Below are 15516 nucleotides of genomic sequence, written 5' to 3' on the forward strand. Positions count from 1 at the left end.
CACCTTCCTTATCTGCCGACTAAGCCCATGCCGTTAATAATTTTATCTAGCATTTCATCGACAGCCGTCATGTTCCTTGCTGCTGCATTATAAGCATGCTGGAACTTAATCATATTGGTCATTTCTTCATCTAATGAGACACTGCTAGTTGACATTCTGCGCTTGTCAACCGAATCCTTTAACGTCAATGCATTATCTGCCAAACGATTTGACTCAGCAGCATTAACCCCCATATCCCCGATCATACCTTGGTAGAATGATTGTACACTTGTAAGACTGCCGTCATAATCTAGCTTTGCATCTTTTACATTTGCTAGAGCAAGTGCATTGGAGCCATTTCCGACAAATGCTTCATCACTAGGTTTAACCCCTTCTGCGGGGAAGGTGAATGTCCAGGTTTCTACCGAATTACCTCCCGTATCAATCTCAACATTACTGAAATCCACTTTAACACCATTTATTGTAACCTTTTCATCTGCAGCTGTTATATCAACAGGTGAAGAGGTAGCTGAAATATTACCACTTTCATCGATTTCAGATAAGGTATATGTCCATGGCGGTGTATTACCTTGAGTATGTGTTAAATCGATTCGCACTTGTTTTGGGTTTGTAGTCAATACAGAAGTATCGAAAATTCCTGTAATCCCAGGATTCCCTACCGTATTCGGGTCAACACTTTCACGTTCCATCGCCCCAGCAATAACATTCCCTTCAGCAGCCGCTGCGATGTTATCAATATCGTCTATTATATCTTGAGAAACTTGAATTCTTGAAGCTGCCCCACTTGGATCGTCTTCTGTTGGACTTATTGTCCCAGAATACGAAAAGAAGTCAGTTCCACTCTGGGTACCATTTTCAATATCATTAATACTCCAACCACTTTGATGTACTAAGTTAAAGTGATCGGCAAATGTGAATGCCATTTCATCAAGATCACTCATCATCTCTGTGAAAATCCCTTCAACAGAAGTAGAAGGGCTAGGATCTTTCAGATAACCGTAGCCTTCAATATATGCTTTTAACTTTCCGTTGCTTTTCAAGTCATTAAAGCTTTCTAAGTGATAATTTGCTGTTGCAGTATCTGGATCAGTTATGCCTTTAAATCCTTCTTTATTCTCGTTTAGCTCGAAGAACTTGATTTCTTGAACTGGACTATCCGATTCTGCGCGATTTACATATTGAATATGGATGCCGGTTGCTGTTTGGGAATTGGCGTCTACTAATTTAATTTGTCTGCCATTCTTATCTGTTAATATATTCCCTTCTGGATCTGCTACATAGATATCATATAATCCTTCAGCTGCCTTTGATGGGTTTCCGCCGCTATCTACACGCTTCACTTTCACATTCATAATAGACGAAAGCTGGTCGACTAGACGATCCCGCTCATCATATAAGTCATTTGGCAAATAACCGTGCGGCTCAATGTCACCAATTTGCTTATTAACTTGATTGATCTGTCGAATAATCGAGTTTGCTTCTGTTTGGGTTACATCGATTTCTTTGCGATAGTCGGTTTGAATAGCTTTCAGAGAATCATAGGTATAGTTAAATGTTTCAGCAAGTGCAATTCCGCGCTGACGCACTACACGTCTTGCTCCAGAATTCTGAGGCTCTACCGCTAAGTCTTGCAAGGCATTCCAAAATTGGTCCATCGTATTAGCAAGACCTTCATCTGTTGGTTCATTCATGATATTTTCCATTTGAGAAAGAACCTCACTTCTTCCTTCCCAATAACTGAATTTCGAATTCTCTCCTCGAAATTGCATATCAATGAACTCATCACGAACACGCTGAATATCCCCTGCTTTAACCCCTGTACCCATTTGTCCAGGAATGGCCGGGCGGTTCATAGCTGGTGCTGGATATGGTTCTGTTTGTTCGAAATTCACTCGCTGCCTTGTATAGCCAGGCGTATTTGCATTTGCGATGTTATGACCTGTTGTATGCAAAGCAGCCTGTTGCGTGTGTAATGCTCGAAGCGACGTTTCTAATCCCATAAAAGTCGAACGCATTTATATTTCCCCCATCTCTTACGCTTTCGAATCAAAAATTGAGCGCCCCTCCATCGAGAATTGACCTGGTTTCTCCGAGCGCTCATAGTTATATTCTTCTGGTTCAGGTAGCATCATTTCAATTGAAAAGTTAACGAAGTGTAGTGATTGCTGCAGTAGTTCTTGATTTAATTGATTTTGTTGTTGAAGCTGTTGTAGCTCATTTAATAGGGCTTGCTGCAGAGATTGTAGTTGGGCCCTTTCTTCTTGGGTTACGAAGTTAAGACAATTCGAAAACGTTTTATCCACAGTACTATCTTGTATAATTTCATTCACAGCTTCATCTCTTGCACGATCAATTTGCCGTACTGCTTGAATAAATTTACCTTCAACCTTAAGAAGTTCTTGTAAGTTTTCAAGTTCGTTATTTTTAACGAACTCTCTCTTCTGAACTGCGATCTTGTTGAGCTGCTCGTGCAGTCCAACTAACGTTTCTAATGCTTTCGTTAAACGTTCAGCTGACAAAACGAAGCGCTCCTTTCATTATTGCTCGTTCCAATAGTCATACATCTTCTGAGCAAGCTTTTTCGGATTCACTTCATATTGGCCAGATTGGACTTTTTCTTTCAGTTCAGTTACTTTTTCATTCCTTTGAGTTTGAATTGGACTTTCTTTCTGGAGCTCTTTTGCTTCTGAAGAAATCTGCAATTCATCCTTTTTCTTTTCCGCTTGCTGCAACTCTTGTTGTTTGAATTGCTGTTTCTGATATGGGTTTACACGTAGTGATTGAAGTGGGTTAATTTTCAACATTGTCACCTCTTCTCATCGATTTAATTTATCTATTTATAGTCTTATATTATCCTCTTTAGGTGTAAAAAACACCGATACTACTTTAACAATAGTATCGGTTATTAACAAAAAATATTTAATTGTAATGTCTATTTTCTTTTGATTTTATCATCAACAGAAGAGAAATAAGTGTGATTAGCACTCTTTGCAGCTTCTCGTTCTTTTTCTCTGTCATGTCTTTGAAGGTCATTTTTTATTGACGAAACACAACGAGAACACATCTCTCCTTCTCGAATAACCGTTCCACACCTTTTACACCCATACCCGATGTTTGGAAACTGAGACGTCCGTAATCGCCCTTCTTTCACAAAGCGCATGATTGTATCTTTCAATACACCTGTATCTTCTTCAATTTGATCAATCGTTGCTTTCCGATTCTCTTTCTTCCTTATATATTTATAAACAAGGTCAAATTGCTTCTCTTCTTCTTTTCTGCACATATCACAAATCCCTGCTAAATTTCTAACATATAGTCTTCCACACTTTGGACAATTTCCTAAATCAGCCATTGTGAAGTCCTCCCATCTCGATACATTTCCTTATCTTATTATATCGGATAAATCTAACTATGTTGAACAAAACAGGAAATTTAGATTAAATTTTTAACTTCTTGCTAGGGTAAATGATTGAATTGAATGTGGATGAAGAGGTTTGAGAGTTTTAGCCGCATGCCGGAGAGTCGTACCTGTTGTGTAGATATCATCTATTAGAATGATATGTTTATCGGCAAGTTGACAAGACGTCTGATTAAGAATGAATGGAGACTTTGAATGAAGTCGTTGTTCTCGGGATTTCTTACTTTGTTTTTGCTCACTTTCAGTTCTTTCTAACAGGTTTTCAATTGGATGACCTAACTGCTCAGCAATCGCCATCGCTTGATTGAAGCCTCGCTCATAAAGACGCTTTTCACTTAAAGGGATTGGAACTAGAATGACTTCGTTTTGATTGAAAGCCTCTTTAATGGATGGTGAAAACACTTTTATTAGCTCATAATCGCCACGAAATTTCCACAGGCCGACCACTTCCTTCATAAATTCATTGTATTCAAAAACAGATTGATTACGGAGAAAATTCTCATCTCCCCAACGCTCACAGTCAAAGCAAAGGCCTTCTTTATGATACGCAGCATCAAGCTTTGCTAAAGGTCGCCCACACCCTTTACATGTTTCACCTTGAATCAGTTGAAACTTATTTTGGCATTCTTCACAAATGACGCTCTCCTGCTGTTTATGAATGAACGAGCGCCATCCGATATGCTCTTGAATAGAAGCTTCACAAATTAAGCAGGTCATCTGTCAATCAGCCCTTTCTGGAGAGCTTCTTTATTCATACGCTCAATTTGCTGCTTCGCTTTGACCATTTCATTTGTTTTTCCATAATGAAAATAGACCACATCACCTGTTGGATAATTTGCTTTCCGTCCTGCTCTTCCCGCGATTTGTACCAACGCACTTTCTGTAAAAATACGATCTTCCGCTCCTAAGACAGCAACATCAATATTTGAAACAGTCACACCACGCTCTAAAATTGTCGTCGTTACTAAAATCGGACTTTCACCATTTCGAAACCGCTCTACCTTTGCTTTTCGATCGTTATCTGCCGCATGAACACCTTCAATTCGTTTGTCGAGGTGGCGAAGGATTTGGACAACCTGCTTGAGGATTTTTACTTGAGGTACAAACAGAAACGTTTGTTTTTTATTTTGGAGCCTTTTCTGTATCCATTTGAGAACGTTAGGAGGAAGACGCTTTTTGCTTAACCCCTTTTGCCAATTTCCACACCAATGAAATATAGGGACAGGCAGAGAATAACGGTGATAGCGTGCGGGGATGGTGACAACCTCTAATTCTTCTTGCTTCGTGAATGCTTGGTCAGGTGTTGCTGTTAAATAAATTAGCGCGGATTCTGCTTTTAATGCTTGTTGTACAGCTTGTGTCAGCATTGGTTCTACACTGTAAGGGAAGGCGTCAACTTCATCAATAATAATGACGTCAAAATATCGATAGAATCTTAATAACTGATGTGTCGTAGAAAGGACAAACGGAGCGATGTTTCCTCTATCTTCACTGCCGCCATACAACGCGATGAGCTCTGCAGTGGGGAAAGCTTCTTTCATGCGGGGACCTAATTCAAGCACGACATCTGTTCTTGGAGTCGCGATACACAGGTTCAAATTATGATTTAAAGCATATTCGATCCCTTGAAACAACACTTCTGTCTTACCAGATCCACACACAGCCCAGACGAGTAATTTGGATTTTTGTTTAATGGCTTGGACAACTTTGTTAGAGGCTTCTTGTTGTCCTGAGGAAAGCTGGACCTTTGAGGTACATTGAACTTTTTGAGTAAAAGAACTGATTGGCGGGCCACACCAACTGATTAAAGGTGTACATGCACTAAGTCTCCCCATGTTAATGCATTTCCGACAATAAACACAGTCTGTATCGCACCTTGCACAGGGCAGAACACCAAATAATTGCTGGTCTTCGTTTCCGCATCTTATGCATTGATATTTATCAGAACTAATTTCAATACCTTTCTGATATCGGATAAAACCATTTAGATAATGGGAATGAATAAGTTTCGGTGAGTAAGGAATTTCATTTAAGGGAAGACGTTTGCCTTGAAGGTTTTTTTGGAGAGATTTAGATGGAGAAAACTGCGGATTGGGTGATAATGATTCTTCAACCTGGCATTGCCAAATTGGCTTAGCCTCTTGTTCCTTACTTGGCTCAATAACAGCTTGATTATTTAAATTTGATTTAATAAATTTCATCTTTCAGCTCCTTTATTTAGCTCCCCGCCAAAGAATGACGGGAAGACTTTTATTATTCAATGTACCAACCAATCCCCATCGCGCCTTCACCTAAGTGCGTCCCAATCACTGGTCCGAAATGACTGAGGATGACTTCCACATGAGGAAATTCACTTTCGATTTGTTCTTTTATCCGCCTCGCTTCTTCTTCCCGGTTCGCATGAATCACAGACGCTTTCATCGGTTGCTTCTTTTCCGCATCCTCACTAAATAAAGAATAAATCCGTTTTAATGCTTTCTTGCGAGTACGAATCTTCTCAAATGGAACAATCTTTTTATCTTCAAAATGTAGAACTGGTTTAACTTGAAGCAAACCACCGACAAACGCCTGCGCACCGTTCAAACGACCACCACGATGAAGATGAGACAAATCATCTGCCATAAAATACGCCTGCATATTTGTTCTCATTTCCTGAAGACGAGCCATGATTTGTTCCGGGTGCTTTCCTTCAGTAGCCATCTTTGCAGCTTCAATGGCATAGAATCCTTGAATCATACAGCTTACTTCAGAATCAAACACATGAACATCAAGGTCCTCAACCATTTCTCCAGCAGACATAGCTGATTGATAAGTACCACTAATGCCACTTGATAAGTGAACCGAAATAACAGCATCATAATCGGCTGAAAGCTTCTCAAATGTTTCAGTTATTAGCCCAAAAGCTGGCTGCGATGTTTTCGGCAGTTCATCTACTTCCTTTATTTTTCGATAAAATTCATCCGCTGTTAACTCCACTTCTTCTTGATAAGACTCTTGTCCAAAAATCACATTAAGCGGACAAATATGTATATCATACTTATCTTGAATCTCCTTCGGTAAATAGGCCGTACTGTCTGTAACTACAGCTGTTCTCATCTATAACCTTCCTTCATGTAAAGAATCTCTTGTTCATTTTACTTTATTTATCGGGAATTTGCATGCGCGGAAAAAAAGAGGATTTTAGAGGTCCAACTCTCACAAAAGGAAAAAAGCCAAGGGGTCTGACTTCCTCCGAACCATAAAAAGATAGTCACCATTTATGCCTCGCAGTAGCCACATACCAAAGTGAGGGGTCTGCACCCCTCACCCTGAATAAACTATATTTCCCTACGGTCAACACACACCTTCAAGTATACAAATTAATAATCAACCCCTGAATCTCACCTACAGAGTTGAGTATATCAAGCTGCTTCTTTTCCTTATTTAACACTTCATTAGCCAAATCAATTAACTTCTGGTCAACGGTTTTAACAATCTTATAGATTTTCGTTCTGCCACGGCGGTTGAATCCACGTCGTTCTTCTAAGTTCAAGCCAAATTCCACAGCATCTTCCATAAACTCTTTGACCATCTTCTTATATTTACGAAACTCTTCAACCGTTCGATTCTCAGATAGCGTCTTTCCTTGCTTCTCAATCTCTTTCATCATTGCTGAAAGCTGCTCATACTTCTTTTCATCTCTGCCCTTTTGCATTACTTCCTGGAACGAGACTTTTTCAGAAACGCCTTGCTTTTTCTGATTTATTTTATTTAAACCGGCTTTATTAACCTTTTGCACATCCATGATATCACGCCTTTACTAGCTTTTAACTTATTTTAACATAAATCATTATTGAGTTGTCCGAGTTACATAGAAGAGAAAGATACATTAAGAGTAAGCTCAGTACCAACTTAATAAAAGCGGTGTGAGCGAAACAATGTATCCACTAGGGAGAGCGCTATATTTCATTTTTGCTGACAAACTGGAAATTTACGAACATTCAGCGTGCAGCTCCGCCCTTTTTCCAAAAAAAAGAGAGAGGTAAGATCGTTGCGATCGTCCCCCTCTGATGACTAAGATTATTGTAGTAATTGTAGAACACCTTGTGGCAATTGGTTTGCTTGCGCAAGCATCGCTTGAGCTGACTGGTTAAGAATATTATTCTTCGTAAACTCAGTCATTTCCAATGCCATATCCGCATCACGAATACGAGACTCAGAAGCTGTTAGGTTTTCGTGAGTTGTTTGTAAGTTGCTAATTGTATGTTCAAGACGGTTTTGTGTCGCACCGAGCTTTGCACGAACAGATGAGATTTGGTTGATTGCTTCATCTAATTTAAAGATGGCATCGTTAGCATCTTTATGGTTCAACACATTAATATCATCAATTCCTAATTTAACTGCACTTAATTGCGGAACATCAATGTTCAAGCTTTGGTTTGTGTTTGCTCCGATTTGGAAAGCTAATGATTTATTTGTAAGGTCAAAGTTTGCAGTGCCTGATTTCACATTGACACCAAACTCTAACTCTAATCCGCCATGATTAAGAACACCATTCTGAGTAGTAATTGACTTATTAAATGTGATCGCAGTCCCGCTAGCACCAGCCTTCAAAGTACCATCGGCATTAATTTGATCTTGCCCATACTTCAAGACAGACACATCTACTTTTGCCTCTAATTGTACCTTTGCCGTTCCTGCCTGAGTGATTTTTGAAGTGTCAATTTTGATTTTGTTTCCAGCTGTTTCACCAATGGTAATTACACCACCTCCACTAGCTCCTATTTCTGCTGCTCGAGAACCTAGTGAGAAACCATCTGGATCAAAGACTTCAATAGAAGTACTTGATGTTCCTGAAGCTGTTTCAAACTTAGTAGCTACAATTGTGTATTCTCCAAGTTTTAAATTCGAGCTCTCGCTAGCAGATGAGAAATCCCCTCCACTACTTGCAATTACACCTACATCTGCAACCCCAGCACCTGGTTGATTTAATGACTTCACAAAAGTTGGAGAACTGGAGATTTCCACGGCATATTTTCCAGTAGCCATATTTGCATCATCTACAATTGGTACGTCTTTCATGTTAATTCCGTTTCCAGCAACCCCAGATGTTGCAAAGAACTGCGTATCAACAGCACTTGAACCATCAAGAAGCTTACGAGTATTAAACTCTGTCTTAGCAGCAATACTATCGATTTCTTTTAGAAGTTGGTCAATCTCTTTTTGAATTTGTTCACGGTCATCTGTTGTATTTGTATCATTCGCTGCTTGTGTTGCAAGCTCACGCATACGCTGTAGCATGCTGTGAACTTCTGTCATTGCACCTTCAGCTGTTTGCATAAGTGATACGCCGTCTAAGGAGTTACGCTCTGCCATTTTAAGACCGCGGATTTGTGAACGCATTTTTTCGGAAATTGCAAGGCCTGCTGCATCGTCGGCTGCACGGTTAATACGTAGACCAGAAGAAAGCTTTTCTAAGTTTTTTGATGTGTTGAATTGGTTTTGATATAGGTTACGGTAAGCATTTAATGCTTGAATATTATGATTAATTCTCATGATAATTAGCTCCTTTTATTAATCTTGTCCTTCTAACATGACGCTTCTTTCGTATGCCATTGCTTTGCGACGGTTTCCATTTGGTTGGCTAACAGGCTTTTTAGCCATTGCTTCGTTCCATGATTGAGCAATCACTTGTAAGTTGTTGCGAACATCTTCAATTATTTCAGTGTTCTTTGTAAGATTGGCTTCAATTAACTTGTCAGCCATGTAGTTATACAACGTATCAAGTTGGTCTGCAACAATGCCAGCTTCATAGTTAATGCCAGCGCCTAAGCGGTAAATAATATCATTCGCTTTCTGCAGATGACGATTTGCAACGACGTAATTCTTATCATTAATCTCTGCAATCGCAGAGTCTAGATTCGTTAAGCATGCTTCGTACAACAATGATGTAATTTCTTGAGGACTTTTCTTATGCAGAGCATCCTCTGTGAATAGGTTTGACACCTTAGGTCACCCCCGCTAATTTTTCATCTGTTTCTTTTATCGGTAGCTTACAAAAACTGTTTAACTATTTTTCTAGTAGTTTCGGTCCATTTCTTCGATTAGTAGAAGAATTTCAGCCATCACTTGATAGAGCTGTGGCGGAATGTTGTCTCCTAGGTCCATATCGAGAAGGTTCTCGACAAGCATTGCGTCTTCTTGCATATGGATGTTGTTCTGCTTTGCTAGTTCGATAATTTGATTGGCGACATGACCTTTACCAGAAGCAATAACTTGAGGACCGCCACCACCGTCCTCATCATATTTGATAACTGCAGCCGTCGGGCCATTAAGGTCGCGACGGCGCTTTTGATTAAAATGCTTGGAAACTCTCATATTTTAAAGTCCATTCCTTCCTCCGTAAAAATTGGGATGAATGAATTCTGTTCAGCTTGTTCTTGCTCTTTCTCTTCATTTACAGGTTTATTATCGGTTGCTAACTGGGCAAATTTAATATCACCGACGTTATATCCAACTTCTTTTAACTTTTCTTGTGTCAATGCGGCCACAGGACCCATTTTATCTGCGAAGCCTGGTTGGTCATTTTTGATCGTGACGGATAGGTTTCGCTCAGCCACGTTTACCATAATGCCTACTTCGCCTAATTTCTTCGTATCAATTAAGAAGTAGAGATTACAGTTCTCCCAATCCACTTGCTCCCCTTCATTACGAGAGTTGACATATACTTGTAAGTCAGAAGTTTGTTCATTTAATAAAACTGGCAGCTGGAATAGCATTGTCTGCAAATTAGCACCTGGATCTGGCTTACTGAGCAGCTGCTGTCCTGTCAAGTTGTTAAGTGCTTGCTCCGCTTGCTGAGCCGTTTTGCTCTGACCGTCAGCTTCACCACGAAGAAGCTGCATCAATACTGCCTTCATATTTTGTTGATGCTGTCGCTGTTCACCTGATGGCTCCCCATCACTTTGGTTAAATACTAAGGAACGTGCTAAATCACTGTCATGGTTAAGCCCCATTGAACGAACCGCATCATACATTTGCCGTGCGGAAGGCTCTTGATGAACGAAGCCGCGAGATGTTTCTTCAAATTGCTTTAATAGCTGCTGTTGCGGTGGACGTGTTTCCATCATTTCTGATTCTTTTGTAATAAAACGTTGAACTTTCGTTTCTGATGGCTGGAATTTTAACTTATCCATCATGGTCTTCACATCTTGCACAATTTTATAGGCTTCAGAATGCTGCCCTTTTTGAAGGAGTTTTTTCGCTTCAGCTAATTGTCCGCTCGCCTGCATTAACTGCTTTTCTGTTTTCATATCTGTTAACAGCATCATGTCACTTTTCAAAATCGCATTATCAAGCTTGCTGATTGTTGTTTCCAGCACTTGCTTCACTTGTGGGTAGGCACTTTTCTTATATTGCTGAATCAGACGCTGGACATTGTCTAAGTTCTTTGTAATGTCACGCTTTAAGTCACGGAATTGCTCAGTCGCTTGTGCTAACTTCTTCGTCACCCTGCTGACAATCATTTCTTTGGCCTTAAAGTTCACACTCGTTTGAAAAGCTTCATCTAATACATATTGCTGTGATTCCGTTAAACGCTTCGCCTCATTCATTGACATCTTTTCTTCTTGAGCAGCCAGTTCTTTGCCCACTTCATTAAAAGCATTTGCCATCTCTTGGCGTGCCGCCAGCTCCCGACCATTTTGCTGGAACTCAGTTGCTTTGTTTAACGCTTCCGTTAATTTAGTTGCTGTCTTTGAATCAAAATCAGCTGATGATACACTTTCTTTTGCTGATTGAAGAGCTTGCTGTATATTCGCTTCCTTTTGGAACTGCTTACTGATTTGATTCAGCACTTCACTCGGCATTTTTTCTGCCGGCTTTATTGATTGGCTTGAAGTGTTTTCTTCTGTATTGTTAGTTGCTTGTGTAACGGAACTGCTTACATTATTTGTTGCTTTTTGTGGTGTTTCTTGAGTTTTAAGAGATTGCTCAATTTGATTCAATGTATTTGTTAAGCGCAAACGTGCAGTCATTTCCCGACCAGATTTCTGCATCTGTTCCGCTTCGTTCAGTGCTTTGCTAATTTGCTGTTTCACTTCCGGAGTCAATGTACGGTTATTTTGCAAAGACTCTCGAACTTGCTGTACAGCTTTTTGTAAATCTGGTTGCTTTTGAAATTGTTCACGAGCTTGGCGAACATCTTCACTCTGACTTTCTGATGAAGAAGAGACAGGTGTTGATGTTTGTTGAGTACGGGATTCTGTTCGAGATAGCTCTGTTTCCGCCTGTTTCAATGCCTGCGTGATTCGTTCTCTTCCCGCTTGTTCACGACCCATTCTTTGTAATTGCTCAGCTTCACGGACAGCGCGGTCTACCTTTTGCGCTACTTCTCGATCAACTTGGTTGTTGTTGACCACTTTGTCGCGGACTTGGTCTACGGCCTTCTGAAAGTTTGGCTCACGTTGCACTTGTTCGCGCGTTTGGCGGACGGTTTCACTCGGACGTGTTGTTTCTGTTGTTCGTGCTAGTTCTTGTGTTCGAGTTTCAGTACGAGTTAATTCCATTTCTGCCTGCTTTAATGCCTGTGTGATTCGTTCTCTTCCGGCTTGTTCGCGACCCATTCGCTGTAATTGCTCGGCTTCGCGAACAGAGCGGTCTACCTTCTGCGCTACTTCACGGTCCACTTGGCTGTTATTCACTACTTTGTCGCGGACCTGCTCTACTGCTTTTTGGAAGTTTGGTTCGCGTTGCACTTGTTCTCTAGCTTGGCGCACCGTTTCACTCGGACGTTGTGTTTCTGTTGAACGAGCTGGTTCTTGTGTTCGAGATTCCGTACGAGTTAATTCCGCTTCTGCTTGTTTCAACGCCTGCGTAATCCGCTCTCTTCCCGCTTGTTCACGACCCATTCGTTGTAATTGCTCAGCTTCTCGAACTGCGCGCTCTACTTTCTGGGCTACTTCGCGGTCTACTCGGCTATTGTTTACTACTTTGTCGCGAACCTGCTCTACTGCCTTTTGGAAATTTGGTTCGCGTTGCACTTGTTCTCTAGCTTGGCGCACCGTTTCACTCGGACGTTGTGTTTCTGTTGAACGAGCTGGTTCTTGTGTTCGAGATTCCGTACGAGTTAATTCCGCTTCTGCTTGCTTCAACGCCTGCGTGATTCGCTCTCTTCCCGTTTGTTCGCGACCCATACGTTGTAACTGCTCGGCTTCGCGAACGGCCTTTTCAACCTTTTGGGCTACTTCGCGATCAACTTGGCTGTTATTCACTACTTTGTCGCGAACCTGCTCTACTGCCTTTTGGAAGTTTGGTTCGCGCTGCACTTGTTCGCGTGTTTGGCGGACGGTTTCGCTTGAACGAGCTGCTGAACGAGCTGGTTCTTGCGTTCGAGTTTCCGTACGAGTTAATTCCGTTTCCGCCTGCCTCAACGCCTGCGTGATTCGTTCTCTTCCCGCTTGTTCACGAGCCATGCGCTGTAATTGCTCAGCTTCACGGACAGCACGTTCTACTTTCTGCGCTACTTCGCGATCCACTTGGCTGTTGTTCACTACTTTATCGCGGACCTGCTCGACTGCCTTTTGGAAGTTCGGCTCACGTTGCACTTGCTCGCGCGTTTGACGTACCGTTTCACTCGGACGTTGCGTTTCAGATGAACGGGCTGGTTCTTGTGTTCGAGATTCCGTACGAGTTAATTCCGCTTCTGCCTGCTTCAACGCCTGCGTAATTCGCTCTCTTCCCGCTTGTTCACGACCCATACGCTGTAATTGCTCAGCTTCTCGAACAACACGTTCTACCTTCTGCGCTACTTCGCGGTCCACTTGGCTGTTATTCACCACTTTGTCGCGAACCTGCTCTACTGCCTTTTGGAAGTTTGGTTCGCGCTGCACTTGTTCGCGCGTTTGGCGGGCAGCTTCACTTGGACGTTGCGTTTCAGATGAACGGGCTGGTTCTTGTGTTCGAGATTCCGTACGAGTTAATTCCGTTTCTGCCTGCTTCAACGCCTGTGTGATTCGCTCACGTCCTGCTTGTTCACGACCCATTCGTTGTAATTGCTCAGCTTCTCGAACTGCGCGCTCAACTTTTTGTGACACTTCGCGATCCACTTGGCTATTATTCACCACTTTTTCGCGGACCTGCTCGACTGCCTTCTGGAAGTTCGGCTCACGTTGCACTTGCTCGCGCGTTTGACGAACAGTCTCACTTGAACGTTGCGTTTCAGATGAACGAACTGGTTCCTGCGTGCGAGTTTCAGTACGAGTTAATTCCGTTTCTGCCTGCTTCAACGCCTGTGTGATTCGCTCACGTCCTGCTTGTTCACGACCCATTCGTTGTAATTGCTCAGCTTCTCGAACTGCGCGCTCAACTTTTTGTGACACTTCGCGATCCACTTGGCTATTATTCACCACTTTTTCGCGGACCTGCTCGACTGCCTTCTGGAAGTTCGGCTCACGTTGCACTTGCTCGCGCGTTTGACGAACAGTCTCACTTGAACGTTGCGTTTCAGATGAACGAACTGATTCCTGCGTGCGAGTTTCAACACGAGACAATTCCGTTTCCGCCTGCTTCAATGCCTGCGTGATTCGCTCTCGGCCAGCCTGTTCACGCCCCATACGTTGTAATTGCTCAGCTTCTCGGACAGCGCGTTCTACCTTCTGGGCTACTTCACGATCCACTTGACTGTTATTCAACACTTTGTCGCGGACCTGCTCTACTGCCTTTTGGAAGTTCGGCTCGCGTTGCACTTGTTCTCTAGTTTGGCGGACAGTTTCACTTGAACGTTGCGTTTCAGCTGAACGGGCTGGTTCCTGCGTGCGTGATTGTTCAACACGAGACAATTCCGTTTCCGCCTGCTTCAATGCCTGCGTGATTCGCTCTCGGCCAGCTTGCTCCCGACCAATACGCTGTAATTGCTCAGCTTCACGGACTGCCTTTTCAACCTTTTGCGCTACTTCGCGATCCACTTGGCTGTTATTCACCACTTTGTCGCGGACCTGCTCCACGGCCTTTTGAAAATTCGGCTCACGCTGCACTTGCTCGCGCGTTTGACGCACTGCTTCGCTTGGGCGAGCTTCTGCAGAGCTTTGTCCAGCACGTCCTTCGGTTGTTCCTTGAGCTGTGGTACGTATTGCTTCTTGCTGAGGGCGTGCTTCTTTGGTTGCTCCTAGCTCTTGCTCAACTTCTTTTAAAGCGCGGACGACTTGTTCTTTTGCTGCGGTGTAGCGGCCACTTTGTTGAAGCTGGCGTGCTTGGGAAAGGGCTTTTTCGATTTTTTCGACGTGTTCTTTCTTTAATTCTGGTTTTGAGAGTAATTCATCACGAACCACTTGAGTTGCTTTTGCGAGTGTTGGTGCTTTTTCAACTTGTTCACGCGTTTTTGTCACTGCTTGACGGGCAGCTTCTACTTGTGGGTCAGCTGCTGCTTTTGGAGCTGATTTTTTCACATCGAAATTTGGGTCAATGGATTTAGCTAGATCGCTTAGCACTTGGTTTAACGGCTTTCCGTTTAGCACTTCGTGAATTGGTTTTAGGTGATTTTGAGTGACCTCTAACCGCTTACTTGCTAGTGCTTGGACAGTTTTGAGCTTTTGGTCTATTGTTCCTTCTGCTTTTTCGAAAAAAGCTTTCAGTTCACTTACTGATTCTTTTGTAAGGGGGATGCCTTTATCAATCAGTACTTGGACAGCCTGCTTTAATTCAGGTACAGATGACTTCACGCCCATGTTTTGTAGCACTTTGGTCGCTTCGTTCGTCGGTGCTGTTGTTGGGGCTTTTGCTGGTTCGGCCATTTGTTTGACTTGGACGGATTGCTCATTTTGACCGCTCACTTGAATCATGACACGCTCTTGGGCTGGCACTTTGCCTTCAAATGTTGCGCGCACTTCTTTTCCTCTTATATTAAGAGTTGCTTCTGTATCAGAAATTCGTTCTTTTATTTGAGCTCGATAGACTTCGCCTTTTTTTAGCTCTAACGGTTGGTCTGAACCGGTTGATTGCTTTGCAATTTGTTGTTGGCCAATTTGAACCTGCATTCGTTTCACGCTCCTACGTTCACATTCGTAATCCTTATATCGGTTAAAGAAGCGCGAATTTTATGCATTAGGAAAAACATATCATTC

The 15516-nt window shown here is 42.3% G+C and carries 12 protein-coding genes; all 12 read right to left on the reverse strand.

What is annotated here, in order from left to right:
- Positions 1 to 8: 8 nt before the first annotated feature.
- The gene (gene flgK / locus LC040_15230) at positions 9 to 2015 is read right to left on the reverse strand and encodes a flagellar hook-associated protein FlgK (protein ID WLR50599.1); all 2007 of its coding nucleotides are present in this window, start codon (positions 2013 to 2015) and stop codon (positions 9 to 11) included.
- An 18-nt stretch (positions 2016 to 2033) separates the two neighbouring features.
- Positions 2034 to 2519 (reverse strand): flagellar export chaperone FlgN, encoded by a 486-nt coding sequence (flgN, locus tag LC040_15235; protein WLR50600.1) that lies wholly within the window; start codon positions 2517 to 2519, stop codon positions 2034 to 2036.
- A gap of 18 nt (positions 2520 to 2537) precedes the next feature.
- On the reverse strand, positions 2538 to 2804 hold the full coding sequence (gene flgM / locus LC040_15240; GenBank protein ID WLR50601.1) for a flagellar biosynthesis anti-sigma factor FlgM: 267 nt from the start codon (positions 2802 to 2804) through the stop codon (positions 2538 to 2540).
- Positions 2805 to 2932: 128 nt separating this feature from the next.
- Positions 2933 to 3352 carry a hypothetical protein gene (locus LC040_15245; GenBank protein WLR50602.1) on the reverse strand — a complete coding sequence of 140 codons (420 nt, stop codon included), beginning with the start codon at positions 3350 to 3352 and terminating at the stop codon, positions 2933 to 2935.
- A gap of 93 nt (positions 3353 to 3445) precedes the next feature.
- Complete coding sequence (locus LC040_15250) at positions 3446 to 4135, reverse strand: ComF family protein (protein WLR50603.1); 690 nt, start codon at positions 4133 to 4135, stop codon at positions 3446 to 3448.
- On the reverse strand, positions 4132 to 5619 hold the full coding sequence (locus LC040_15255) for a DEAD/DEAH box helicase (protein ID WLR50604.1): 1488 nt from the start codon (positions 5617 to 5619) through the stop codon (positions 4132 to 4134). The genes LC040_15250 and LC040_15255 overlap by 4 nt, the downstream gene beginning before the upstream one ends.
- Positions 5620 to 5671: 52 nt before the next feature.
- Entirely contained in the window at positions 5672 to 6514 is an 843-nt protein-coding gene (locus LC040_15260; protein ID WLR50605.1) for a DegV family protein, read from the reverse strand.
- 250 nt (positions 6515 to 6764) lie between these two features.
- On the reverse strand, positions 6765 to 7202 hold the full coding sequence (locus tag LC040_15265) for a YaaR family protein (GenBank protein ID WLR50606.1): 438 nt from the start codon (positions 7200 to 7202) through the stop codon (positions 6765 to 6767).
- 275 nt (positions 7203 to 7477) lie between these two features.
- A complete protein-coding gene (locus LC040_15270; GenBank protein WLR50607.1) occupies positions 7478 to 8953 on the reverse strand; it encodes a flagellin in 1476 nt (491 codons plus the stop codon).
- A gap of 18 nt (positions 8954 to 8971) precedes the next feature.
- Entirely contained in the window at positions 8972 to 9403 is a 432-nt protein-coding gene (gene fliS / locus LC040_15275) for a flagellar export chaperone FliS (GenBank protein ID WLR50608.1), read from the reverse strand.
- A gap of 72 nt (positions 9404 to 9475) precedes the next feature.
- Positions 9476 to 9775 (reverse strand): EscU/YscU/HrcU family type III secretion system export apparatus switch protein, encoded by a 300-nt coding sequence (locus tag LC040_15280; GenBank protein WLR50609.1) that lies wholly within the window; start codon positions 9773 to 9775, stop codon positions 9476 to 9478.
- On the reverse strand, positions 9772 to 15429 hold the full coding sequence (locus LC040_15285; protein WLR50610.1) for a hypothetical protein: 5658 nt from the start codon (positions 15427 to 15429) through the stop codon (positions 9772 to 9774). The genes LC040_15280 and LC040_15285 overlap by 4 nt, the downstream gene beginning before the upstream one ends.
- Between the last annotated feature and the right edge of the window lie 87 nt (positions 15430 to 15516).

It is taken from the genome of Bacillus tianshenii (genome assembly GCA_020524525.2).
GTDB lineage: Bacteria > Bacillota > Bacilli > Bacillales > Bacillaceae_N > Bacillus_AV.